The sequence below is a fragment of the Nocardioides sp. Iso805N genome, assembly GCF_000364605.1.
Lineage (GTDB): Bacteria > Actinomycetota > Actinomycetes > Propionibacteriales > Nocardioidaceae > Nocardioides.
In genome coordinates this window covers 86,083-107,769 of record NZ_KB822581.1, presented here as the reverse complement: position 1 = coordinate 107,769, position 21,687 = coordinate 86,083, and the positions used below count along the sequence as shown (strand labels likewise).

At 70.1% G+C, this 21,687-nt stretch carries 21 protein-coding genes; 6 read left to right on the top strand and 15 right to left on the bottom strand.

Annotated features, from left to right (window positions below; genetic code table 11):
- Positions 1-137 precede the first annotated feature (137 nt).
- The 5 genes from H036_RS0115765 to H036_RS0115745 all read left to right on the top strand — a co-directional run bounded on the left by H036_RS0115765 (position 138) and on the right by H036_RS0115745 (position 4,412).
- Positions 138-980 (top strand): flagellin N-terminal helical domain-containing protein, encoded by an 843-nt coding sequence (locus H036_RS0115765; protein WP_017935769.1) that lies wholly within the window; start codon positions 138-140, stop codon positions 978-980.
- A gap of 122 nt (positions 981-1,102) precedes the next feature.
- Positions 1,103-2,551: a flagellar filament capping protein FliD gene (fliD, locus tag H036_RS0115760; protein WP_017935768.1), complete on the top strand. Its 1,449-nt coding sequence runs from the start codon at positions 1,103-1,105 to the stop codon at positions 2,549-2,551.
- 14 nt (positions 2,552-2,565) lie between these two features.
- A complete protein-coding gene (fliS, locus tag H036_RS0115755) occupies positions 2,566-2,955 on the top strand; it encodes a flagellar export chaperone FliS (protein WP_026146097.1) in 390 nt (129 codons plus the stop codon).
- Positions 2,955-3,275: a hypothetical protein gene (locus H036_RS0115750; protein WP_017935766.1), complete on the top strand. Its 321-nt coding sequence runs from the start codon at positions 2,955-2,957 to the stop codon at positions 3,273-3,275. Before fliS ends, H036_RS0115750 begins: the two co-directional genes overlap by 1 nt.
- 24 nt (positions 3,276-3,299) lie before the next feature.
- Complete coding sequence (locus H036_RS0115745; protein WP_017935765.1) at positions 3,300-4,412, top strand: glycosyltransferase; 1,113 nt, start codon at positions 3,300-3,302, stop codon at positions 4,410-4,412.
- Here H036_RS0115745 and H036_RS0115740 read toward each other — a convergent pair.
- The 3 genes from H036_RS0115740 to H036_RS0115730 all read right to left on the bottom strand — a co-directional run bounded on the left by H036_RS0115740 (position 4,388) and on the right by H036_RS0115730 (position 9,827).
- Complete coding sequence (locus H036_RS0115740; RefSeq protein WP_017935764.1) at positions 4,388-5,626, bottom strand: hypothetical protein; 1,239 nt, start codon at positions 5,624-5,626, stop codon at positions 4,388-4,390. The genes H036_RS0115745 and H036_RS0115740 overlap by 25 nt on opposite strands.
- 4 nt (positions 5,627-5,630) lie before the next feature.
- Positions 5,631-6,947, bottom strand: coding sequence for a hypothetical protein (locus H036_RS23140; protein ID WP_157417461.1), 1,317 nt, complete (start codon positions 6,945-6,947; stop codon positions 5,631-5,633).
- 63 nt (positions 6,948-7,010) lie between these two features.
- The gene (locus H036_RS0115730) at positions 7,011-9,827 is read right to left on the bottom strand and encodes a glycosyltransferase family 4 protein (protein WP_017935762.1); all 2,817 of its coding nucleotides are present in this window, start codon (positions 9,825-9,827) and stop codon (positions 7,011-7,013) included.
- 95 nt (positions 9,828-9,922) lie between these two features.
- On the opposite strand from H036_RS0115730, the gene H036_RS23135 reads away from it, so the two are divergent.
- Positions 9,923-10,606 (top strand): acyltransferase, encoded by a 684-nt coding sequence (locus H036_RS23135; RefSeq protein WP_017935761.1) that lies wholly within the window; start codon positions 9,923-9,925, stop codon positions 10,604-10,606.
- Here the strand turns inward: H036_RS23135 and H036_RS0115720 are convergent.
- From H036_RS0115720 to H036_RS0115665, 12 genes are all read right to left on the bottom strand, one after another.
- Positions 10,603-11,931, bottom strand: coding sequence for a hypothetical protein (locus H036_RS0115720; RefSeq protein WP_157417460.1), 1,329 nt, complete (start codon positions 11,929-11,931; stop codon positions 10,603-10,605). The genes H036_RS23135 and H036_RS0115720 overlap by 4 nt on opposite strands.
- Positions 11,924-12,400: a hypothetical protein gene (locus H036_RS0115715; protein ID WP_017935759.1), complete on the bottom strand. Its 477-nt coding sequence runs from the start codon at positions 12,398-12,400 to the stop codon at positions 11,924-11,926. The genes H036_RS0115720 and H036_RS0115715 overlap by 8 nt, the downstream gene beginning before the upstream one ends.
- Complete coding sequence (locus tag H036_RS0115710) at positions 12,397-12,771, bottom strand: hypothetical protein (RefSeq protein WP_017935758.1); 375 nt, start codon at positions 12,769-12,771, stop codon at positions 12,397-12,399. Before H036_RS0115710 ends, H036_RS0115715 begins: the two co-directional genes overlap by 4 nt.
- Complete coding sequence (locus tag H036_RS0115705; protein WP_017935757.1) at positions 12,771-13,376, bottom strand: SIS domain-containing protein; 606 nt, start codon at positions 13,374-13,376, stop codon at positions 12,771-12,773. The genes H036_RS0115710 and H036_RS0115705 overlap by 1 nt, the downstream gene beginning before the upstream one ends.
- A complete protein-coding gene (locus H036_RS0115700) occupies positions 13,373-14,908 on the bottom strand; it encodes a phosphotransferase (RefSeq protein WP_017935756.1) in 1,536 nt (511 codons plus the stop codon). The genes H036_RS0115705 and H036_RS0115700 overlap by 4 nt, the downstream gene beginning before the upstream one ends.
- A gap of 86 nt (positions 14,909-14,994) precedes the next feature.
- A complete protein-coding gene (locus tag H036_RS0115695; protein ID WP_017935755.1) occupies positions 14,995-15,696 on the bottom strand; it encodes an acylneuraminate cytidylyltransferase family protein in 702 nt (233 codons plus the stop codon).
- A complete protein-coding gene (locus H036_RS0115690) occupies positions 15,693-16,748 on the bottom strand; it encodes a nucleotidyltransferase family protein (protein WP_017935754.1) in 1,056 nt (351 codons plus the stop codon). The genes H036_RS0115695 and H036_RS0115690 overlap by 4 nt, the downstream gene beginning before the upstream one ends.
- Positions 16,745-17,830 (bottom strand): N-acetylneuraminate synthase, encoded by a 1,086-nt coding sequence (gene neuB, locus H036_RS0115685; RefSeq protein WP_017935753.1) that lies wholly within the window; start codon positions 17,828-17,830, stop codon positions 16,745-16,747. The genes H036_RS0115690 and neuB overlap by 4 nt, the downstream gene beginning before the upstream one ends.
- Entirely contained in the window at positions 17,830-18,498 is a 669-nt protein-coding gene (locus H036_RS0115680) for a PIG-L deacetylase family protein (RefSeq protein ID WP_017935752.1), read from the bottom strand. Before H036_RS0115680 ends, neuB begins: the two co-directional genes overlap by 1 nt.
- Complete coding sequence (neuC, locus tag H036_RS0115675; RefSeq protein ID WP_017935751.1) at positions 18,485-19,639, bottom strand: UDP-N-acetylglucosamine 2-epimerase; 1,155 nt, start codon at positions 19,637-19,639, stop codon at positions 18,485-18,487. Before neuC ends, H036_RS0115680 begins: the two co-directional genes overlap by 14 nt.
- Entirely contained in the window at positions 19,639-20,463 is an 825-nt protein-coding gene (locus H036_RS0115670) for a GNAT family N-acetyltransferase (protein WP_017935750.1), read from the bottom strand. The genes neuC and H036_RS0115670 overlap by 1 nt, the downstream gene beginning before the upstream one ends.
- A complete protein-coding gene (locus H036_RS0115665; protein ID WP_017935749.1) occupies positions 20,460-21,617 on the bottom strand; it encodes a LegC family aminotransferase in 1,158 nt (385 codons plus the stop codon). The genes H036_RS0115670 and H036_RS0115665 overlap by 4 nt, the downstream gene beginning before the upstream one ends.
- Positions 21,618-21,687 lie beyond the last annotated feature (70 nt).

Below are 21,687 nucleotides of genomic sequence, written 5' to 3'. Positions count from 1 at the left end.
CAGGCGACACGCCGCGGAAGACGTACCGAAAAATTCCGCGACAGCGGCTAAGGCGCCCCGCGTGCGCGCCGATGGGAGTGCTCGCAGGGCCCACGGACGGGCCATGACCCCAGGCTTGAATCCAGGAAGGAATCACCATGAGCCTCCGCATTAACACCAACGTCGACGCACTGACCGCGTACCGCAACCTCAACGCGACCCAGAGCTCGATGTCGTCGTCGATCGAGCGCCTGTCTTCGGGCCTGCGGATCAACAAGGCGGCGGATGACGCTGCCGGTCTGGCCATCAGCCAGGGCCTGACCGCTCAGATCAACGGCATCGGCCAGGCCGTCCGCAACGCTCAGGACGGCATCAACGTCGTCCAGACCGCTGACGGCGCCCTGACCGAGGTCCAGTCGATCCTGCAGCGCGCTCGCACCCTGGTCGTCCAGGGCGCGAACGACTCGAACGACTCGGTCGCGAAGTCCGCCATCACCACCGAGCTCAAGCAGCTCTCCTCCGAGCTCGACCGCATCTCGAACACCACCGAGTTCAACGGCAAGAAGCTGCTCGACGGCAAGGCGGACCTGTTCTTCCAGGTCGGCGCCAACTCGAAGACGGCCGACGCCGGCAACCAGATCGAGGTCAGCATCTCGACCAAGCTCGGTGGCACCGACCTGCTCGGCAGCGCCGGCTCCCTCAAGGGTGCCGACTCCGCCGGTCAGTGGTCGGACGCGCTGGACGACCTGGACACCGCTCTCCAGTCGGTCTCCACCCTGCGCGCCAACCTGGGTGCTCTGCAGAACCGCTTCCAGCACACCATCAACAACCTCTCGGTCACGCAGACCAACCTGCAGGCGTCCAACAGCTCCATCCAGGACACCGACATGGCTGCCGAGATGAGCAACTACACGCGTACCCAGATCCTTTCGCAGGCTGGTACGTCGATGCTCAAGCAGGCCAACTCGGCCGCGCAGAGCGTCCTCTCGCTGCTTCAGTGAGTGATGGCCTGAGCGATCAGGCCGCGTAGTAGCAACGCAACACCCCGCAACGGCGCCGGTGAGGCCTCTCCGGCCACACCGGCGCCGTTCGGCATCCACCGCCCCACCCGAAGGATCTCTTCATGACGAGCTCGATCCAGTTCAGCGGCATCGCCAGCGGCCTCGACACGGCCAGCATCATCAGCCAGCTGATGTCGATCGAGGCCCAGCCGCAGACCACGCTCAAGAACACCGTCACCAAGGAGACCTCGCAGGTCACCGAGCTGCGCAGCCTCAACACCACGATCCAGGGCCTGATCACCAGCGCGGCGAGCTTCTCCGGTGGCAGCACCTGGACCCAGATCAACGCCAGCTCGTCCAACACGGCGATCACCGCCTCCGCCGCCGCCGGCGCCAACACCGGCAGCTTCCAGGTCACCGCGCTGCAGAGCGCGACCGCTGCGGAGAACGACTACAAGGCGATCGCCTCCTCCGCCAGCGACGTCGTCATCACGCCGACGGGCGACCCGACGAAGGACGTCCTGAACATCACGCTGCCGGACAACACCACCGCTCAGGTGAGCATCGGTGACGGCAAGCTCTCGACCATCGTCGCCAACCTCAACGCGCTCAAGGACTCCAACGGCAACCGACTGCTCAACGCCAGCGCGATCAACGACGGTTCGGGCAGCTACAGCCTGATGGTGAGCTCGACCAACACCGGTTCGGGCAGCATCACGGTCACCGACGGCACCACCGGTTCGGCCCTCCTCGGCGGCCCGACCGAGCAGTACGCGGGCAAGAACGCACAGATCCAGATCGGCAGCAGCTCGACCGTGATCAGCTCGCGGACCAACACCTTCACCAACGTGCTCAACGGCGTGACCCTCACCGTCGCCGCCGGAGTCACCTCCGACAAGCCGCAGACGAGCCAGGTCACCCTGAGCGACACCGGGTCCTCGCGGGCGACGGCGATCTCGGCCTTCGTCTCGCAGATCAACACGATCCTCACCAAGATCGCCGCCGACACCACGTACGGCACCTATGACAGCACCAGCGCGAGCTTCTCGGGCGGCGGTGTCCTGGCCGGCGACTCCACCCTTCGCTCGGTGGCGACGGCGCTGACCAACACGATCTTCGGCTCCAACAACGTCGCGCTGGGCAACATGGGCATCTCGATCGACAACGACGGACAGATCACCTTCGACCAGACCGCCTTCACCACGGCGTACCAGAAGGACCCGCAGGGCGTCGCCGACGCCTTCACCGGCAAGGACGGCTTCGTCTCCCGGGTCATGGACGCCGCCGCGGCCGCCAGCGCCCCCAGCTATGGCCAGGTGGTGGGCACCGGCTCCGACACCAAGACCTACAAGAGCGAGGGCAGCCTGTCGATGCTGATCGACTCGCTGAACGCCCAGATCTCGCAGCAGAACGACGAGATCGCCCAGTGGGACGTGCGGCTGGCACAGAAGAGGCAGAACCTCGAGACCACCTACACCAACCTCGAGACCGCGATGTCCAACATGACCTCCCAGTCCAACTGGCTGAGCTCGCAGATCGCCGGCCTCGACAGCCTCGACAGCAGCAACTGATCGGATCATTCTCGATGACAACGATGCAGAACAACGCTCGCTCGGCCTACACGCAGAACGCGGTGGGTACCGCTTCCCCGGGCACCCTGCTGGTGATGCTCTTCGACCGGCTGGTGCTGGACTGCGAGCGCGGCCTGCGCGCGACGATGGCCCGCGACAACCTCGCGGCCAACACGCAGTACGTCCACGCCCAGTCGATCGTCTCGCACCTGCAGGGCTCGCTCGACACCGAGGGCTGGACGGGCGGCCGGGAGCTGATGGCGCTCTACGCCTACCTCCAGCGCCGCCTGATCCAGGCGAACGTGCGTCACGATCCCAAGGCAGGGCGCGAGGTCGTCGCTCTGACCCGCCACCTGCGCGACACCTGGAAGCGGGCCGCCCAGCTCGCCGACCAGGGCGCCTGATGAGCGACGCACTCGCCGCCTGGGAGCAGGCGCTCGATGCTCTCGAGGCGGATCTCGTCGCCGCCGAGGAGCTTGCGTCCACAGGTGTCGGCGCGACGCGCTCGGACTGGGTTCCCCCCACCCTGGACGAGCCGCTCCCTGAAGAGCTGCGTGCACGCGCGATCGAGCTGCACGAGCGCCAGCTGGACCTCCGGGGGCGGCTGCCCGGCCTGATCACCCGTACGGGCCGGCAGCTGGAGATGGCCCGCAAGGTCAGCACGCGTTCCGGCGCCCACTCGAGCACGTCCCGCTCGGCCATCTACATCGACACCACTGCCTGATCCGGCTCGAGGAGAACACCCGCCATGGCCAACCGTGCCCGACCCAAGCGCCGCTATCCGATCTCGGTGGCGATGATCGTGCGCGACGAAGAGGCCGTCATCGGCCGCTGCCTGGCCTCCCTCCAGGGACTCGTCGAGGAGATCGTCGTCGTCGACACCGGCTCGACCGACCGCACCATCGAGATCGCCCGGTCCTACGGCGCCACCATCCACCACTTCGACTGGATCGACGACTTCGGCGCCGCCCGCGCCTACTCCCTCGAACAGACCACCCACCCCTGGCGGCTCTGCATCGACGCCGACGAATGGATCGCCGACCGCGACGCCGCACGGGAGCTGCTCGACCAGGTGGGTCAGGCGACCCCTGACTTCCTCGGCCTCGTCGACGTGCTCCAGGCCGACGAGGACGGCCGGATCGACGACGCCACCCTCCCGGTCGAGATCGGCCGACTGCTCCCCCGCCACGTCAGCTTCACGGGCCGGGTCCACGAGCAACCGACTCCGGAGATCCCGGCCCAGCGGCTCCACCTGCTCCTGGGTCACTCCGGCTACAGCGCAGCGGCCCTCGAGGCGAAGGAGGGACGCAACCTGGCACTGCTCACCGCAGCCGTCACGGCTGATCCGACCAACGCCTACCTCTGGTACCAGCTCGGCTCGGAGTTCTCCGCCCGCGACCGGTACGAGGAGGCACTCCCCCACCTCGTCGAGGCGTTCAACCTGACCCATCCCGCCTCACCGGACGTGCCCGGGCCCGAGCCCCGTCCGTGGTGGCACCGACTCACCCTGCGCCTGATGATCGCCCTGACCGCACTCGGGCGGCACGACGAGTCGACGGCGGTCGGCGAGATGGAGGCCGGCCGCTGGTCGGCCTCGGCCGACTTCCAGGTCGTCTACGGTCGCGCCATCAGGGCCCTGGCGGTCAGCCTGCCCGACGAGCACGCCGGTGTGGCCGAGCAGCTGGTGCTGGCCTCGCTCGAGCTGTGGCGCGGTGCCGTCGAGCTTGGCGATCGGCCGGAGTACGCCGGAGTGCTCGCCCAGCGCGCCACCGTCGCCGCCGCGCTCCTGGTCGCCGACGACTACGAGACGCTCGGCCGCCCCGAGGAGGCGCAGCGCTACCGGGCGCTGGTCCCCGCCTGACGCACCGCATCCGGCCTGCCGATCGGGACGATGATCTCCTCCCACCCGGGCAGCGCGAAGAAGTCCGCCACCTTGTGCGAGGTGGTGCTGAAGTAGGCGTCCGGGTAGACCGCGACCTTGCGGGCCGCGGCGGTGTGGACCAGGTCGCACAGCCCACTGCGCAGGCCGATGAAGGTGCCGGCGTGCTCGACGGCCGCCACCATCTGCGCGAGCGGCACCCGCAGCGGCGTCGTACCCGGGAGCGGCTCCTCACCGCCCGCGACGTTGGTGTAGACCTGCTGGCCCTGGGCCCGGTAGGTCGCGACGATGCCGTCCCAGAACGTCTTCGGCGGCGCGATCACGCTCTTGGCGTAGGGCGCGACGATCACCGATCGACCCGCCGGGAGGTCATCGACGTTGTCGAACTCCTCCAGGTAGGCCGGCACGGCCGGGCGGACCGAGGCGTCGAGGCCGTAGACGACCGAGCGGTAGTAGTCGAAGAGGGTCAGTGACTCGCCCTGGTAGATCAGGGGCGAGCCCGACCGGTCGGGGGTGAATCCGATCGTGTACCGCTCGTCCTCGCTCAGCAGCACCGCGCGGATCAGGTCGTCCATCTCCTGGTAGGTCAGGACGGCGGCGACATCCACCCCCGCGGAGCGGACCACCTGCTCCGAGCCCCGGCCGGCCACCACGGCGGCCGCCTGCTCGATCCCGTTCTCCGTGCAGAAGGCCGAAAGATAGGACATCAGCCAGTAGACGTCGCCGAGACCGTCGAAGGGGCACAGCACCAGGTGGTGCTTGGGGAAGCGGGTGCGGATGTCGGTCAGCAACGAGCCGCCGTAGCTGGCCCGCGCCTTGACGACGTGCTCCTCCTCGGTGGAGGGCAGTGATACCTGCGCCTCCTTGCCGGCGATCCGGACGATCTCGCCCTCGAAGCCGAGCGCGCGCAGCTGGTCGCGCATCACGCCGAAGTGCGGCGAGGAGATGAGCACGACCGTGCGTACGCCGGCGAGCGTGGTGATGAAGTCGGGGCTGAGGACCGGGATGCCGTCGAAGGCGCTGCCCTGCTTCATCGGGTTGTTGTCCAGGTAGGCGCGCACCCCGATGCCGGCCTCGGCGAGCCGCTGCTGGATCGCGGCCGTGGCGTTGGAGTGTCCGAAGACGAGCACCGTCGCACCGTCGAGGAGATGGATGCGGACGAGCCGGTCGACGGCTTCGTGGAGCTGGGTCGTCATCTTCTCAGCCCTGGTAGGGCCCGATGCCCTGCTTCAGCAGGATCGAGCGCACGTAGCTCGCGATCGCCAGCCCGGCCTTCCCGTCCGCGTGCGTGGTGTTCTCCCCGAAGACCTGGATCCGCCGGTCGCGGGCCGCCAGGGCGCGCTCGTCGGACTCGTTCGCCGGGTCGGTGACGAAGTCGAGGAAGTCGACCATGTCGGCCTCCTCGGACTCGAAGGCGACGGTCTCCAGCGGCCCGTGCACGGTGTGCGGTGGCCGGAGGAAAGCCGAGCGGGCCGCGGTGGACCGGTCGGCGCTGCCCCGCGACCGCAGTCGGGCCTCGTCCGGCGAGACCTTCGGGTCGGCGATCATCATCGGCTTCCCGGTGGCCATGTACATCGCGATCAGGCTCGACCAGTCGCCGTAGTAGGCATCGCTCCAGGCGATCGCGCGGTGGACGTCGGGGCTGTCGTCGTACAGGCCCTTGACGTGGCGCTCGAAGACCATCTGGACCTCGGCGTACATCTCACGCAGGGCGGGCCGCATGCTCTTCAGGGTGGCGTCGGTCAGCGGGTGGGGCCGCCACCACACGAAGACGTCGTCGCGTCCGCTGAACGCGATCATCGCCGAGAGCAGCTTGCGCACCCAGTCCTGGTTGCCGGCGTAGAGCCCGCTGAGGGTCGTGTTGAGCAGCACGACCTTGCGCTCACCGATCTCGGCGATCAGCTCGGGGGGAACGTCGTCGAGACTCCGGCTGGCCTCGAGGACCTTGTCGAACTTCGGCGACCCGAGGGCGACGAACTTCTCGTTCACGTCGCCGAACCGGTTGCCGTACTCCTTGGCGAAGGCGGTGCGGTAGAGGTCGCGGACGCGAGGTGACTGCAGGACGACCAGGTCGGCGTAGGCGGACCCGGCCTGGAGGAAGAAGTGCTCCGACAGGTCGTCGACGGCGACGAAGTAGGGGACGTAGACGAGCAGCTTGGTGTGCTTCTTCAGCCGCTCGCAGTAGAAGTTCTGGTGCACGCGGGTGACGCGGTTGTTCGCGTCGTACGGGTTGAAGGTGAAGATGACGTCGGGACGGCGCTTGGCAAGGTCGAAGGTGCGCCAGTCGGTGCACTCGACCCAGTCCGGGTACATGTCCGGGCCGTCGAACCTCGTCTCGCCGAGCGAGCCGTCGGGACGCAGCTCGTAGTACGGGACCGGCATCCAGTAGACGTCCGCCTGCGGGTTCTTCTTCATCTCGCGGTAGATCGTCTCCAGCGCGTCCGACATGCTCGCGCTGTAGGTCACGAAGACGACCGAGAACCGCCGACCACTCACCGGCTTCGCCACAGATCTCACCACCGAACGCTATCTTCCGCCGCCTGGCGGACCATCTGGACCATCTGGACCCGCGGACCGGGATCAGTCCGCATAGTGCTCGAAGCTCTCTGCGAGGCGCCCCGCGAGGCGCTTGCCCCACACCCGTCGCTCCTCGCTCGGCTGCGCCTCCTCGACGGCAGCGGCCACGGCCTCGTGCAGCTGCCGGTCGAGGGCGCGCTGGCGCTCCGCACCGACCAGGTCCGCCCGGGCCTCGACCGCCAAGTACTCGCGCAGCGCCGGCTCCGCAGCCAGTCGAGCGAGCGCATCGGCCAGCTCCGTGGCGTCCTGAGCCGCGAAGGCGAGACCGGTGACCCCGTCGCGCATGTACTCGGCAGGGCCGGCCGCGTCGGCGTAGACGACCGGCACGTCGAAGGCCGCTGCCTCGAAGGGCACCCGCCCGAACGCCTCGGCCGACGACGCCACCACGACGGCGTCGAGGCTGGAGTACATCCGCAACCTGCTGGGCTCGAGCCCGGCCAGGTGGACCCGGTCGCTCACCCCGAGCCGGCGGGCGCTCTCCTCGAGCGCAGCGCGGTTGTGCGGCAGGCCGTTCCCGTAGAGCAGCACCCGTACGGCGACGCCACGCTCGCGCAGCAGCGCGGCCGCCTCGATCAGGGTGGCCTGCCCCTTGCCCGGCTCCAGGCTGGCCAGCACACCGACGGTGAGGACGCCGGGTGTGCGCTCGGACCAGCTGGTCCGCAGGGCGTGCGGCCCCGGGATCACCGGAGCCGGATGGATCACCGTCGCCGCATCGGGCCGACCGGGGAAGAAGTGCTCGCGCACGCACGCCGAGTTGGTCAGCACCCGGGTCGAGAGTGCCTCGATCATGCGGCCCACCTCGGGCGGTGTACCGGGAAGCCGGCAATCGAAGTCCAGGTCACCGAACTCGCGCAGGTACCAGACGTGCGGGATCCCCAGCAGGGCCGCCGCCATCGCACCGTCCGGGATCGGGCCGCACTGCGTCAGCAGCACGTCCGGACGACGGCGGTCCAGCTCGCGGACGAGGAGGGGCTGCGGCTCGCCGAGGTCGGTCAGCGTCGGCGTGCCCTCCGCCGCGACGGTGTCGGGTCGGACGTACCACCAGGTCAGCGGGCCGATGCTCGTCACGGAGCCACCCGCGCGGCCCAGCAGGTGGCCGAGGCCCTGGTCGACCGGCACGAGCGTGTCGACCATGTGACCCTGGCGGATGAGGCTGGTCACCATCTCCACGTGGGAGCGCTGGGCGCCCCGCCACTCCTCGCCGCCCCACTGGTTGAGGACGGCCACGGTGTGCGCGCCGGCCTTCCGTACGCCGTAGAGCAGGCCGACCTGCGCCTGCGCGCGGCGCACCTCCTCCCAGCCCGGCTGGTCGCTCTGGACCGCGTAGAGCCGGTAACCCGCGTCGAGCAGCTCCTGCTGGAGGGCCCGGTCGGCGTCCTCCCAGAAGACCCGGACGTCAGGGCACCCGTCGAGCGTCCTCACGTCGAGACCCAGGTCGAGGTCGAGCGAGCCGCCGCCGTAGACGACGACCTTGTCCCCCGCGATCGCGTCCGGCGAGTCGACCACTCGCACCTGGTGCGCCACCGCGTCGCCGAGCCAGGGCCGCCAGCGGTCCACGCCACCGGTCAGCCACAGGACGTCGGCGTCGCCGGTGACGGTGGCGAGCAGGGCGCTGAAGTAGGCAGGCCGAGCGAGGGACAGCTTGGCGTCGACCTCGCCGAGCGGGATCGCCAGCGGCGCAGCGCCGGGGTGCCACGCCAGGTCGACCCGGTGCTCGGCCCAGGCGCGGTCGAGCGGCAGCGGTGCCACCTCGACCCGGCCGAGGGTGTGCTGCGCCAGGAAGTCGAAGGCGGCTGCACGGGCGGAGGCTCGCGCCGGGTCGAACAGCTCCTCGGGCGGGCGCACGGCCAGCATCACGACCTCGGGGAAGTCGGCGTAGACCCGAGCGAGGTTCACCAGCAGCGAGGAGTGGAAGCCGACGACCGCGGCGGGCAGGGCGCCGAGCTCCAGCGGGGCCAGCTCGAAGGGGACCTCGAACTCGTGCACGTCGACCTCGGCGCGCAGGATGGCGAGCTTGGCCGCCTTCTCCCGGCGATGTGGCGCGTAGACCAGCCGCGCTCCGGGGAAGCGCTCCTTGGCGGTCCGGATGAGGTCGCGGGCGATCCTGAGGTCGGCGACCAGGGAGAGATCGACTCCTGGCTCGGTGAACGGCGAGCCCGCGACCACGACGAGCTCCGCGTCCACCTCCAGACCGGCCAGCCGGGAGCGCAGGAAGCCGTACTCGTTGGCGATCACCCGGTCCTCGGCTGCTGCCCGGACGGCGTCGGCGTAGGCGGTGAACAGGGTCAGGCCGCGGGGGGCCCGCTCGTCGGGGACCGCCTGCGACCAGGGCTGCTCGAGCGATCGCTCCCACGCCGATCCCTCGGTACGGTCGATCGCCAGGGTCGCCATCCCGTCGTCCAGGACGGTGATCTGCTCGGCCGCCAGCCCCAGCGCCCGAGCGAGCTGGAAGGCCGGCAGGAGGCGGATGTCGCCGACGAGGAGCCGCTCGACGGGCCGCCCGATCGACGACGTCCGGACGAGCAGCTCGCCGAACATCTCGCCCCACCACTGGGGGCCGCCCGCCGTCCGGATGTCGTGCCGGCGCAGGTGGACAGCAGCATCGGGGAGCTCGGCGAGCACGGCGCGGATCTGCGGGATGGTCTTCTCCAGGGAGACACCGTCGCCGACCAGGACCAGATCGATCCGGGCACCGGTCGCCTTCGCGTACTCGACGAGGTTCAACGCCTGGAGCGGTGAGGAGATCATCGCGATCGTCCCGGAGCCACGCTCACCCTCGCTCGCCGCGTCCGCCGGCGGGGTCTGCTGCGCCTGGGTCACCTGTCCACCTCGTTCATCGCCTCATCTATCGGCCCGCAGCCGATGCTGTCGAGCCATTCCCGGGACCGATCGCGGCGGGCGATTAGGATCCCCGGGTGGACCAGGAAGCGCGCATCGCAGCCGTGGAGGCACGGCTGCAGGACCTCACCGAGCGCCTGGAGCGCTCCCAGGACGAGGTGCGCGTGCTCAAGCGCATCGTCGCGATGACCTCCACCCGGCACCAGCGCTGGATCTGGCTCGAGGGCGCGGCCCGGGCGCAGGAGGAGGCCGGTGCCTGGCCGGCCTCGACCGCGGAGTGGAACGAGCGGCGTACGGCGTTCTGGACCGACGTCGCGGCCCAGGCGGGGGTGGTGACCGAGGGCAGCGCCCGGGTCAACGACGAGTCGTTGCTCGGCGGCAACGTCACCGTGGGCGACGACTTCCACACCAACGGGCTCGCCGTGCACGGCGGCGGCACCGTGCGGATCGGGCGGAGCTTCCACTCCGGTCCCCAGTGCCTCATCCTCACCGAGTCGCACCAGCACCAGGGTGACGCGCTCCCCTACAGCGCCGAGCGGATCATCACCACCGTGACCATCGGCGACTACGTCTGGCTGGGCAGCCGGGTGACCATCCTTCCCGGCGTCACCATCGGCGACGGCGCGATCATCCAGGCCGGCAGCGTCGTGGTCCGCGACATCCCCGCCCTGGCCATCGCCGGCGGCAGCCCGGCGGTTCCCTTCGCGCAGCGCGACGAGGAGCACTACCGCCGGGTGCGTGACTCCCTCGACGTGGGTTAGGCGAGCTCCTGCTCGATCCGGGCGATCAGCTCGGCCTGGGCTCCGCGGCGGTACTCCAGCTCGACCGCATCGGGGCTGAGGCCCATCGCCCGCAGGCTGAAGTACTCCAGGAACGATGCCTTGAAGAAGCGGCCGTCGGCGGCGTACAGGATCACCTTGCGGCAGGTCGAGTCGCTGATCACGTCACACAGCCCGCTGCGTACGCCGACGAAGGCTCCGGCCGCATCCATGAAGTCGACGAGCTCCTCGAACGGCACCGAGACGGCCACCGTGCCCGGCACCGGCTGCTCCGCGCCGACGCAGTTGGTGGCCACGCTCAGGCCGCGCTGCTGCAGGGTCTGGGCGACGCGCTCCCAGAACGAGTCGTCGGGGCGGTCGAAGAGGGTGTTGGCGTAGGGCGAGAGCACCACCGTGCGACCCGCCACCAGACCGTGCTGGTCCAGCAGCGCGTCGATGCCCGACCGGTCCGCGGCCCGCGCCGGCAACGCGAAAGGCACGTCGGTGTCGAGACCGAAGACGAAGTGCCGGAACATCTTCTCGAAGTCGAGGCCCCGATAGCCGCGCAGCCACTGCAGCCGCTCGGTCGGCCACCACTCGGTCGGCCAGCCGCCGTCGTTCAGCACCACCACGCGCGCGTCGCGACCGCGCACGAAGCGTGCGTAGCCGACGACGTCGTTCAGCACCGCAGCGTCCTGGACGACGATATTGCCGCGGCCGCCGGGGCCGCCGATGCCGGCCATCGCCGCGATCCGCCCGCACGCCCGCGTCGGGACGGCGAAGACGTACTCCTCGATACCGGCGCGACGCCGGTACTCCTCGAAGAAGAGCCCGATGAGGTAGAGGTCGCCGGTCCCGGCGTACGGCGCGACGAAGAGGGTCGCACCGCTCGACGATCGGGCCATCAGGCGGCGGTAGGCGCGACGACCGCGCCACAGTCGGCGCACCCGCGTGGCGAAGGTCCCGACCGAGCTGCCGACGCCGGGGGTCAGGACGTGGACCCGGTCCCGGCCGGCGTAGCCGAGGCCGGCCAGCTGCGCCACCATCTCCTCGGCGAACGCCGAGACGATCAGCACGACGATCGACGGATCGACCGGGAGCAGCACCGACTCCGGCGAGCCGACCATCACGCCGGCCCACGGCCGGCCGATCTTGTCGGGGCTGTTGTCGATCACCGCGTGCGGGGCCAGACCGGCGCGGCCGAGCTCGTCGGCGACGTGCTCGGACAGGAGCGCGGCACCGAAGATGACCACCGTGCGCCCCTCGAGCGCGCCACTGGCCACCAGCCGTCGCGTACGCCGCCGCGCATCCTCGACGTGGCTAGCCATCGACGGCCGCCTCCGAGGACCAGCCGCGGATCGTCAGCATGCACAGGCAGAGCACGTCCTCGACGGTGACCCCGTGCACGCCGACGGCAGCACGCAGGTCGGCACCGAACGGCCGGGTCCACGAGACCACCAGCAGCCGGACGGTGAAGTTGTAGAGCTCGGCCAAGGAGAGCAGGTCCTCGACCTGCCCGGCCGAGAGCTCGACGACGCCGAGGATGTGGGCGTCGTGGCGGCGGGCGGCCTCGGCGACCTCGGGCCGGTCGGTGAGGACGACCACGCCGGCCGCCTTGCGGTCCGTCACGAGGTCGTCGATGTGGCGCAGCGCCAGCTCGTTCAGCTCGGCGTCGTCCTCGATCATCAGGAGCGCGTAGGCGCCCGCGTCGAGCTGGTGCCGGTGGCAGAGCCGCCGCCACAGCGCACGTCCTCGCCACGCACGGAGAAGACGCGCACCGATCCGGTCGTGGCTCACAGGCTCTCGTCCACGGCGATGGAGAGGTCCGGAGCCGTGTCGCGAGGGGTGCTCACCGCCAGCGCCGTGACCAGGCCCGAGGGCTTGGCGTCGTTGACCACGATCCGCTCGCCGTACGGCGCACCGAAGACGATGTGGTCGAACCGGACGCCCTGCCCGTGCAGGAACGCCTCGGTGCTCTCGCGGTGCTGCTCGGAGCGTGCGGTCACGATCAGGATCATGTCACCGTCGGGGATCTGCGCCAGGAACGGCTTCGCGCCGTCCAGCAGGGTGTCCTCGCCGTCGACCAGGTGGCCGTTGTGCTTCACCAGGGTGCCGTCGAGGTCGAGGATCCAGGTGTGGCCCAGCGGCGAGAGCGTCAGCTCCGACATCAACGCGGACCGGGGATGCGGGCGTTGTCCAGGCGTACGCCGATCGCCCCTCCGGGGTGGTTCTGGTGCAGCGTCTCGACCGGCACGCACAGGGCTCCGACCAGGTCCATCGCCAGCTGCTGCAGCACCAGCAGGTTCAGCACGGTCGAGTTGTTCGGGAGGATGTCCCAGGCGTCGCCTTCGTGCTCGAGCTCGAGGATGAGCCGCTGCGGCACCTCGCGGTAGAGGGTGCTCGTCCGGCTGAAGGAGAGCAGCCAGGTCGAGCAGCGCCGCCCCTGGGCCTTGAGCAGGTCGACGAGGTGGACCGACTCCGAGGTCTCGCCGCTCTTGCTCAGCACGACCACGAGGTCGCCGTCACGGACGATGCCCAGGTCGCCGTGGACGGCGGAGTTGGTGTGCATGAAGGCGGCCGGGATGCCGACCGAGTTGAGCGTCCCGACGACCTTCTCGCAGATCGGGACGTTCTTGCCGAGGCCGGAGAAGACGAGCTTGCCGCCCGCGGCGACGGTCGCCAGCGCGTCCGCCTTCAGGCCCTCGTACTCGTCGTCGCGGACCGAGCGCAGGGCGTCGCCCAGCAGCCGGATCGTCTCGTCGAAGTGGTTCATCCCAGGGCCCCCTCAAGGTGGTACAGACCGTTGTAGAAGGCCCCGCAGACCGAGTCGTAGTCCTGCCACGCGTAGGTGGTCAGCGAGAGCCAGATCACCGCGTGCAGCAGCTTGATCGTGCGCCGATCGGCACCGCTGAGCGCGAAGAAGTCGTCCTCGAGCTCCTCCCAGCGGTTGGAGACGATCTCCAGGGAGACCTCGTCACCGATGCCGAGCCGGAACTCACGCAGGTTGAATCGGTCGTAGTTGCCGACGACTGAGTAATAGAGCTTCGCCCAGTCGTAGTTCGGGTCACCGAAGAGCTTGGTGTGGCCGAAGTAGCCCCGCGGGTCGATCAGCACCGGCTCGGTGCCGCCGCGCAGCATCAGGTTGGAGAAGGTGCAGTCGCCGTGGATGAAGGTGAAGCGCTCGCAGCGCAGGGCGTCGAGGGCGCGCTCGAGATCGCGCTGGTGGAAGTAGACGTTGCGACACTGCCGGCCGTTGACGGTGATGGTGCGCTGGTCGGCGAAGGGCACCAGGTCACGGATCCGGCTCAGCCGGTCCATCGTCTTGGAGAAGTACGCGTCCTTGAGGCTGAAGGAGTCGGCCGGCACCGTCTCGATCTCGTGCAGGCGGGTGAGCGCCTCGCTCAGATCGGTCAGGATGCCGCGCTTGGCGTCGCGGGAGAGGTCGCCGTACTCGTAGACGTTGCCGCCGTCGATGCGCTCCAGGACCAGCGGGTGGGTGTCGTGTACGACGGGGATCCCGGCGACTCCGTGAGCGGCGGCGTACTCGTACCAGGCGCGCTCGTCGGTGGCGAGCTTGCGGCCCTGCTCGTCGATCGCCTCCTTGATCACCCGGTCCCCCGCGACGGTCATCCGGTTGAAGGGGCGGACCTTCAGCTGCGGCAGCGCCCGGTACTCCGAGAGCAGCCCGAACTCGCGGGTGCCTGCCAGGCCTAGCTCGGTGAAGGTGAGGCCCTGCTGCTGCATCCAGCGGACCAGCTCGCCACTCTCCGGGACGTCCTTGAGCACCGCGGCGTCCCGCAGGACGAAGAGCCCGGCGACGCCGCGTTCGGTCGAGCGCTCCTCGACGAGCTCGCCGTCGCGGTAGCTCCAGCGGCACTCGAAGGTCTGCGAGATCCCGATGTAGTCCCCGGCCTCGGCGGGCAGCTCGAAGGTGGTGGGGAGGATGAGGTCGGACCAGACCAGCATGAACGGCGCGTCGGCGGGGATCAGCTCCAGCGCCTGGCCCACGCCGCCGCAGGTGCCGCCGCCGGAGGCGTCGACCACCTGGTAGTCCACCTCGGCGAAGCTGGCGAGGTACTCGCGGAGCACCTCGCGGTGATAGTCCGCGATGATGACGAACCTCTTGTCCGGGAACTGCCGGAACAGGTGGAAGAGCATCGGCAGGTTCTCCACCGGAACCAGCGCCTTGGGCTTATTCGCGGTCAGGTGCTCCAGCCGGGTGCCCTTGCCGCCCGCCTGGACGACGATGTAGTCGACCGCGGCCGAGGAGGCCGGGTGCTGAGGAGCGGTCGTCGCAGAGGTCACGACCTTCCATCGGCAGGGACGTCCCAGGGCTTGAGTCCTATCAGGGTCAAGACCTGCGCGAGTCGATCAGCGGATCGGCCAGCGGGTCAGCCAGCGCCGCCCTCGCCGGCGAGGATCGCCTCCGCGAGTCGCAGGTCGATCGGCTCGTCGATGTCGACGGCCCGCTCGCGGGGCACCTCGAAGGAGGCGACGGTGCCCTCGAAGTAGGCGTCGTGCGTCCGGATGAATCCGGGGGTGGTCGCGTAGACCGACCCGGCGACGACGAAGGCCACCGGCGCATCCTGACGCCGCGCCAACGGCGGATCCGGCTCGATCATGCGGCGTACGACGCCGTCGCCGTCGCGGACCACCATGTTGAAGTACGGATTGTCCGCGGCCCGGGCGACGGCGATGGCCACGCCGGCCGCCGGCGTACCCGCCAGCACCCTGAGCACGCCGGAGACGTCGCCGGGCACGCGCAGCGGAGTGGTCGCCGGCAGGCTGACGAACGTGTCGAACGCGCCGTAGCGGGCCTCGACCCAGTCGACGGCGTGCCGCCAGGAGAGCCACTCGGGAGCGGTGTCGCCGGCGAGCTCCGCCGGACGGTCGATCACCTCGGCTCCGCCGGCGCGAGCGACGGCAGCGATCTGGGCGTCGTCGGTCGAGACGAACACGCGCTCGATCTCGGGCGTCGCCAGCGCCGCCTCGATGGCGTAGTGCAGCAGCGGCTTGCCGGCGAGCGGGCGGATGTTCTTGCCCGGCAGGCCCTTGGAGCCGCCCCGGGCGAAGGTGAAGGCGTAGGTGCTCACGTCAGGCCCACGATCCCGATGTCCTGCTGAGCTCGTTCGTAGTCATCGAGCCGGCCGATGTCGAGCCAGTAGTCGAAGGAGCTGTAGATCCCGACCCCGCCGCCGTCCCCCACGACGTTCTCCAGGAGCGTCGGCATGTCGATGCGCGTCCCGGGCCGGACGCTCCGGACGACCTCCGGGTCGAGCACGTAGATGCCGGTGTTGACGTGATAGCGGTGCACCGGCTTCTCGACCATCCCGGTGACGACGTCCTCGGCGCTCTGCACCACGCCGTAGGGCACCTGGTACTCGTACTCCCGCACGCACATCGTCGCCAGCCGGCTGCTCCGCTCGTGATGGCGCAGCAGCCGGGTGAAGTCGACGTTGGTGAGCACGTCGCCGTTGATCATCAGCAGCGGCAGCTCCGGCAGACCGCCGGGAAGAAGGCCGAGCGCCCCACCGGTGCCGAGCGGCTGGTCCTCGTGGACGTAGGTGATCCGCGCGCCGTACGCCGATCCGTCGCCGAAGTGCTGCCGGATCTTCTCCGGCAGGTAGTGGGTGGAGACGTAGAAGCGGGTGAACCCCTGCCTGACGAACCGCTCGACGAGGTGCTGCAGCATCGGCTTGTCGCCGACCTTCAGCATCGGCTTCGGGGTGTCAGCGGTCAGCGGGTGCAGGCGGGTGCCGAACCCGCCTGCCATGATGAAGATCGGGTTGTCCAGCTGCGGACGCTCCAGGAGCTGGGTGAGGGTCCGAACCGCCTGCACCTGCCCGGCGGCGTCGACCAGGGGCATCAGCGTGACCCCGTGCCGACGCATGAGGTCGAGCAGCACGACCCGGTCCGTGCTCGCGTGCGCGACCCGCGGCCGCAGGTTGGCGACGTCGTACGCGCGGTCCGACATCTCCCGGTCGGCCAGCAGGGCCCGCCGGATGTCGCCGTCGGAGACCGTGCCGAGCAGTCGGTCGTCGTCGGCACAGATCAGCGCGATGCCGGCCGCGCCGGCGTCGATCACGCGCATCGCGTCGCGGATGGTGGCCTCGGGACAGAGCCGGATGGCGCGCCAGTCCTTCATCGCCGGCCCTCGCAGATCAGCTCACCGGCGGCGTAGTCGCGGCTCGCCTCGGCGCCGAGGAGATCCCAATAGGCGTACGGCGACATGCCGGTGCCCGGGCGCATCACGCCGAGCGTCTGCTCGGAGAAGGCCTCGCCGGCGGCGATCGGCCCGAGCGCGACGAGGCTCTTGCGGGCGATGCTGCGATGGGGCAGCTCCGCGGGCTGCGGCCGCTTCACCGGGTCGCCGAGGGCGACCTCGATCTCACGGATGCCGCTCACCATCGCGGCCAGCTGCGCCGGCTCCAGGGAGGCCTGGTGGTCGGGCCCCGGTAGGCTGCGGTCGAGGGTGAAGTGCTTCTCGACCACGGTGGCGCCGAGTGCCGCCGCCGCGATCGGCACCGCGATGCCCGCGGTGTGGTCCGAGTAGCCGTAGGCGAGCCCGAAGGCCGCACCCATCGCCGGCATCGCGGCGAGGTTCACCTGGTCGGGTGACGCCGGGTAGTCGCTGGTGCAGTGCAGCAGCGTCACCCGCTCGGTGAGGGCCAGGCGTCCGGCTTGGCCGGCATAGGCGGCTGCGAAGGCCTCCGGCGACGGCGACTCGTCGGCCGCGGCGGTGAGACCGAAGGCGAGCACGCCGAGCGCCGCCTCGATCTCACCCAGCGTCGCCATCCCGGTCGAGACGATCAGCCGCTGCGCAGCGCGTGCGTGGGCCAGCAGGAACGGGGCGTTGGTCAACTCCCCCGACGGGACCTTGAGGGTGGTGAGCCCGACCTCGCCGGTCAGGAACGCCAGGCTGGTGAAGTCGAAGGCGGTGGAGAGGAACGCGATGCCGACCTGGCGGCAGTGCTCGATGACGCGATGGTGCTCGGCGAAGCCGAGCTCGAGGCGACGCAGCATCTCCAGCTGCGACTCCGCCCCGCCGGTGTTGCGCTCCTGGTAGGTGGCCCGGGCCGCGCCCGGCGCGACGAGCTGGTCGGCGAGGAAGGTCTGGAACTTCACCACGTCGGCCCCGGCCTCCTTCGCCGCGTCGACGAGACGCAGCGCCAGGTCGGGGTCGCCGTTGTGGTTGACACCGGCCTCGGCGATCACTGTCACACCCATCAGCGGATCTCCTTCAGCGTCATGAACGCCTCGGCCGCCAGCACGCCCGCCTGTACGCCGCGAAGCGTTGCGAGCGCCGCCACGGCCTGAGGGCTGCGCGGGAACGGAAGGTCGCGGAGCTCGCCCTCGTAGAGGGCGAGGATCTGCTGCTTCCCCTCCAGGTGGTCGGTGACGTCGACGTACAGCGTGGGCCGGAAGGCGCCGTCGGGACGCAGCGCGAAGTCGGTCTCCGAGAGCGTCTCGTAGGCATGCAGCGCCCGCACTGACGGCGCCCGGAAGCTCTTCGTGGCGGCCACCGTCGCGTCGAAGACGACGGTGTGGTCGGAGTGAACGTCGTGGCGGTGCGGCAGGTAGACCGTGTCCGGCTCAACGGACGAGATCACGCCGGCGATCGCGCCGACGACGTCACCCGTCGGCAGGGTGTCGAGCTGGGTGGTCGGCAGGCCGAGACGATGGACGCCGGCGAAGCCGTAGCGGTCGGCGACCTGCACGATCTCCCGCTCCCGAGCGGCGATCCTCGCGGCGCCGTAGGAGGGGGTCATGTCGGTGACGATCAGCCAGTGCACCTCCGCGCCCTCGGCGCGATGGCGCAGCAGGGTGCCGCCGCAGCCGAGTGACTCGTCATCGGGGTGCGGCGCGACGACCAGGACGCGCTCAGACGTGCTCATCGAGAGGATCCTCCGACTTGGCCAGCAGGGACGGCAGGTCGAGCGAGTTCAGCAGGCGATGTACGCGCTCGGCCGAGCGTCCGTCGCCGTAGGGGTTGGACATGCCGGCCAGCGCGGCCCGGAACTCGGCGGAGGCCGCGTGCGCGATGCCCGTCCGGATCTCATCGCGCCCGGCGCCGACGAAGACGACGTTGGGACCGGCGAGGCGACCGCGCTGCCGAGCGCCGATGTTGACGGCGGGGATCGGGATGCTCGCCGCCTCGAGGAGCCCGGCCGAGGAGTTGCCGGCCATGATCTTGGCCGCCTTGAACAGAGCGACGAACTCGTCGTTCGCAAGGTTGCCGTAGGCCGTGCAGTGCCGTTGCGCCGCGGCCTGCTCGATCGCCGCCCGCACCGAGCGGTTCCCCGCGTCGGAGTTGGGCGCTCCCACGAAGACGTGGAAGCCCTCCCCCACGAGGGCCTCGATGGCGTCTGCGACGATGCGCTCGGCCCGCTGAGCCTCGTCCCCGATCGGGTGGTAGATGAACAGCGCGGCCGGCCTCTCGACGGGGTGGCCGGCGACCCGGTCGACGACGCCCGCGTCCGCGGTGGCGTCGGCGAAGCGATCCAGGGCGATGCTGCCGACGACGAAGATCCGGCCCTCCGGCTCCCCGATCGCACGCAGGCGGTCGTGATGCTCCTGGGTGCTGACCAGCTGGATCGTGGACAGCTTGGAGGCGGCGTGCCGCACGGGGTTGTCGATGTAGCCGTCGGCAGCGTGGTCTCCGGCGTAGAGATGGGCGGTCGGGATGCCGAGGTAGCCGCCCAGCATCGCGCCGATCAGGACCTCCTCGCGGTCGCCCGCATAGAGGATGAGGTCCGGGGCGAAGCCGCTCACCGCGTCGACGATCGAGAGCAACAGGACGGCTGCGCCCTTCAGCCGTGCCGACTTCGTGTCGGCGTCGATGAGGCTCTCCACCCGGAGCAGTACGTCGAAGCCGTCCGCCTCGACCTGCCGGTGGGTCGAACCGAAGCTCGGCGAGTTGTGCGCTCCGCCGACGATCAAGCGCAGCTCGACGTCCGCGTCGTCGCGCAGCCGGACGAGCAGCGGCGACATCAGGTCGTAGTCCGACCGGATCGAGGTGAGCGCCAGGACCTTCATCAGAACACGTCCGAGAGGCACATCTGCAAGGAGAAGTCGACCGGCTGGGCCAGCTGGAAGGCGCGATAGCCGAAGCGGTAGTCGAACGCCTCGCCATAGGAGCGATCCCCCAGCTGCGCACGGTCGAGCAAGACGTTGACGGGCCCGCTGACGCGGACGTCGGCCAGCGCAGCGGCGTCGCCGACGTACATGAGGTCGTGCCCGCCGGCGTGCGGCTTGAGCCCGATGCCGTCGCGCAGCGACCATGCCGGTCCCGGCTTGCCGGTGCGCCAACGGGCGACCTCCGGGGTGTCCATGTCGAGGAAGTAGGACGCGCTGGGCCGGCGCAGCACGGACGTCAGGTCGCGCAGCTCCTCACCGGCCACGGTGACCACGCGGACGTCGTCCAGGATGGTCCATCCGAGCTTGCGCTCGAAGCCGGGAGCCGAGGAGTCGTTCGGGAACCCGCACACGACGGCCGGGGCTCCCCTCTCCTCGATCCTGGCGTAGACCCGCTCGGCGAGCGTCTTGAACAGACCGAGCATGCGGAACTCCGCGTCAACCATCGTGGTCATCGAGAGATAGGCCCGGAGGCCACCCTCGTCATTGCGCAGCTCGAGCGGGATGACGGCGTAGTGGCCGATCAATCGGCCCTGGTGCATCGCGACGGAGACCATCGCATCGCCGAACGGGTTGCGCAGGTAGGCCCAGTCCCACAGCTCGGGGTCCAGCGGCTTGCCGAAGGCGCCGGCGAACAATGCTGCGATCCCGTCGCGATGCCTTGCGAGGTCCGCGGAGCGGTCGAGGTCCAGGATGTCGATCGTGACGTCGGTGTCGATGGTCATGCCGGGCTCTCTTCCGAGGGAGGACTGCTGGGCAGGTTCACGAGCCGGTCGGCGACACCCTCGGCGACCGGCAGGTCGCCGCGCAGCGCGGCGCTGAGCATCGGCAAGCGGTGCATCAGCTGCCAGGCGGGGCGGGTCATGACGCCGTTGGCGTTGGTCGTCTCGAGCAGCTCGTCGCGCTGCGCGCGGTCGGCGCACAGCACGGCGTTGAGCCAGTAGTTGGAGCGGGCGTAGTCGGGCTCGACCACGAATTCGTAGGCGCTGTCGGCGAAGAGCTCGCGGTAGCGTCCGGCCAGCCGCCGCTTCGCGCTCAGTCGCGCCTCGAGGGTCTCCATCTGGGCGCAGCCCAGCGCGGCGTTGAGGTTGGGCATCCGGTAGTTGAAGCCCGGCTCGTCGTGGACGAACTCATAAGCATGGGCGACCTTGGCCGTCGTGGTGACGTGCTTGAGCCGCCGGCCGTCCGCCTCCTCGCGGCACAGCACCATGCCTCCGCCGCCGGTCGTCAGGATCTTGTTGCCGTTGAAGCTGAGCGCGCCGAACCGGCCCAAGGTGCCGGTGTGCCGCCCCCGGTAGAGGGAGCCGAGGCTCTCCGCGGCGTCCTCGACCAGGCACAGGCCCCACCGCTCGCACACCGCCATCAGCTCGGTGAGCCGCACCGGGTGGCCGTAGGTGTGCATCGGGACGACCGCGCGGATCGGGCGGCCGGTGTCGCGGTGGCGGCAGCCGGCACCGTCGCGGACGGCGTTGTCGACCAGCCAGGCCTCGACCGCGTCGGGGTCCAGGCCGAGCGAGACGCGCTCGATGTCGACGAAGACGGGTGCGGCGCCCAGCTGGAGCAGGGCGTTGCAGGTGGCGACGAAGGTCAGCGGCTGGGTGATCACGAGGTCGCCGTAGGTGACGCCGGCGACGTGCAGCGCGGCGTGCAGCGCGGCGGTGCCGTTCACGGTGGCGACGGCATGCGCGCTCCCGGTGTGGCGCGCCACGCTCTCCTCGAAGCGGTCGACGAAGGCACCGACGCTGGAGACGAACGTCGAGTCGAGCGTCTCCAGGACGTAGGCACGCTCGTTGCCCTCGAAGGACGGTGCGTGCAGCGGGACGAACTCGGTCGTGCGGTAGCAGTCACGAACGAAATCGATCACTGCCTGGCTGTCCACTGCTGCCTTCCCTCGGGTCTCTTCGTGGTCTCATCGGTCAGACGGACGCCGCTGTGAGCCGTCACGGGCA